Origin of the sequence: Rhodococcus sp. MH15, from assembly GCF_019266045.1 — a bacterium.
Classification (GTDB): domain Bacteria; phylum Actinomycetota; class Actinomycetes; order Mycobacteriales; family Mycobacteriaceae; genus Rhodococcus_F; species Rhodococcus_F qingshengii.
This window is the reverse complement of record NZ_LPNP01000020.1, coordinates 1-2,580: the sequence shown is the minus strand read 5'-3', so window position 1 is coordinate 2,580 and position 2,580 is coordinate 1. Positions and strand designations below refer to the sequence as shown.

Sequence of the window (2,580 nt, the reverse complement as noted above, 5' to 3'; positions counted from 1 at the left end):
TGTCGACGGCCATCGTAAGCTCCCCACTGGCGGCCATTTATGGCGCATTTTGTGGCCATGGTTTCTCCCCGCGTACGGCCAGATAGTTCCCCACCTGCTGTGAGTCAGATTCGGTCCCGGCAACGCTGGGTGGATGAAATCGAGCAGGGAGATCATGGAAATTTTGGAGGCGTACGACCTCACGGGTAGTTATCGGGCGGCGGCGGAGCTGGCTGGGTGTGATCACCACACGGTGGCCCGGTATGTGCAGATGCGCGCTGCGGGGCAGCCGCCGGACCGCCGGCGGCATCGAGCGCGGGCGATCGACGACTTTCTGCCGAAGATCGAGGAGTTGGTGGTCCGCTCGCAGGGCAAGGTCCGCGCGGATGTCATCCACGAACGGATCGTCGCGCTGGGGTTCACCGGCGGTGAGCGGACCACGCGCCGGACGGTCGCGGAGGCGAAGGCCCAGTTTCGGGCTGGTCGGCGGCGAGTGTATCGGCCGTGGGTAACCGAACCTGGGCTGTGGGTACAGTACGACTTCGGTGACGGGCCAACGATTTCCGGCCGGAAGACGACGTTGTTCTGCGCATGGTTGGCGTGGTCGCGATTTCGGGTGGTGATCCCGATCTGGGACAAGACATTGCCGACGGTGGCGGCGTGTTTGGATGCGACATTCCGCCGCTTGGGCGGGGTTCCGGTCTATGTCCTCACCGACAACGAGAAGACCGCGACGATCGATCACGTGGCCGGGATCGCGGTCCGCAATCCGGAGATCGTGGAGGTGGCACGGCATTACGGCACGACGCTGCGGACGTGTTTACCTGCTGATCCGGAGTCGAAGGGAGGAAGTGAGGCGACGGTGCGGATCGCCAAAGCCGACCTGTTGCCGAAGGAGGTGAACCTGCGCGAGCAGTATCACTCTTTCGGTGAGCTCGAGTCGGCTTGCCGGCAGTTCTGCACCGACGTCAACACCCGCGTCCACAGCTCTACTCGGCGGCGGCCGGTCGAGCGGCTGGCCGAAGAGTTGCAGCGGCTGCATCCGCTGCCGAAATCTCCGTTCACCGCGGTGTTCGGCACTACCCGGCGGGTGAACTGGGAGTCGACGATCTCGGTGGAAGGGGTGCGGTATTCGGTGCCGCACACGTTGATCGACACTCGGGTCTGGGCCCGCTTCCATGGTGAGGAGCTGATCGTGACCGCCGTCGACAATGATGGCGGTGCAGTCGAAGTCGCGCGGCACCGCCGCGGCCAACCCGGTTCACCGGTCCTCGACAACGACCACTACCCACCCCGCCCAGACCGCGACGCCGCCGACCGGGTGCCCAAGCCTCGTACCGCCGCCGAGCTCGCCTTCCTACAGTTGGGCCAGGGTGCCAACAGCTGGCTGGTCGAGGCTGCCGCCGCGGGAGCGCGCCGCATCAGGGCGAAGATGGCCGAGGCCGTGGACCTTTCGAAGCTGCACTCCCCGGACGCAGTCGACAGAGCGTTGGGGACGGCGGCGATGACCGGCCGGTTCGCCGATCGGGACCTGATCTCGATCCTCGACTACCAAGTCACCCACGAACACGCTGATCCGGTCCGTCGCAGCGAGAACCACACTCTGCAACCGGGCACCGCCGCCTGGTCCACCTTCGGCCAGACACCAGCGCCGGCCAGCCCAGCCACTACTGACGATGAAAGCGATGACGCCTGATGAGCACCCCTTTGCGCACTGTTACCAGCGCTAACGGCGACCCGTTGGCCGAGGCGATCGACCTGACTAAACGCCTGAAACTGCCCCATATCCGCAGGTCCTTGAGCGATATCATCCCGACCGCGAAAGCCCAACGCTGGGACCCCGCCGAAGTCGTGCGGGTTCTCCTCGCTGAGGAAGCCGCCGGCCGGGACCGGGCGAACCTGCACACTCGCCGCAAACGCGCGGGTTTCCCTACCGGCAAGACCTTCGGCGACTGGGACGAAACGAAATCGTCGATTCCCCGCGCCACCCAGGACGCGCTCCGCACCCTGGAGTGGGTCGGGCGGCGTGAATGTTTCTGCGTCTGTGGGCCTTCGGGAACTGGCAAGTCTCACTTCACCGAGGCACTCGGGCAGGCCGCAGTCGAAGCTGGGCTGGCGGTGTCTTGGTTCACCATCGAAGACCTCGGTGCCCTGGTCCGCCGGCACCGTGCCGACGACTCCATCGCCCGAGCCCTGACGAGGATCATCCGCTCCGACCTGATCATCGTCGACGACATCGGTCTGCTCCCGGTCTCTGAAGACGCCGCCGAAGGATTCTATCGCCTCGTCGACGCTGCCTACGAACGCCGAGCGATTGCCGTCTCGAGCAACCTGCACCCCTCCGGCTTCGACGAGATCATGCCCAAAACATTGGCCACCGCCACCGTTGACCGGCTCCTGCACCATGCGCACGTCGTCGTCACCGACGGCGACTCCTTCCGCCTCACCGAAGCCACCACCGGCAAGGGGGTGAAGCCCTTCAGCTAACCCAAATCAGAAAGCGGGTGGGGAAAAACAACTGGCCGCCACCGGGGAGAACCCGTGGCCACCAGCGGGGAGAACTACTGGCCGCCTACGGGGAGAACTTCGTGGCCATTGACA

Annotated in this window: 2 protein-coding genes; both read left to right on the top strand. The window is 65.3% G+C overall.

Going from position 1 to position 2,580, the window contains the following annotated elements; translation table 11 throughout:
* The first annotated feature begins 133 nt into the window (after window positions 1-133).
* On the top strand, window positions 134-1,675 hold the full coding sequence (istA, locus tag ATN37_RS00155) for an IS21-like element IS1415 family transposase (RefSeq protein ID WP_218694582.1): 1,542 nt from the start codon (window positions 134-136) through the stop codon (window positions 1,673-1,675).
* Complete coding sequence (gene istB / locus ATN37_RS00150) at window positions 1,675-2,466, top strand: IS21-like element IS1415 family helper ATPase IstB (protein WP_003944771.1); 792 nt, start codon at window positions 1,675-1,677, stop codon at window positions 2,464-2,466. Before istA ends, istB begins: the two co-directional genes overlap by 1 nt.
* The last annotated feature ends 114 nt before the right edge of the window (window positions 2,467-2,580 follow it).

Bases quoted from the DNA above. Each gene is read 5' to 3' on its own strand.
- istA (WP_218694582.1), top strand. From the start codon at position 134: ATGAAATCGAGCAGGGAGATCATGGAAATTTTGGAGGCGTACGACCTC.
- istB (WP_003944771.1), top strand. From the start codon at position 1,675: ATGAGCACCCCTTTGCGCACTGTTACCAGCGCTAACGGCGACCCGTTG.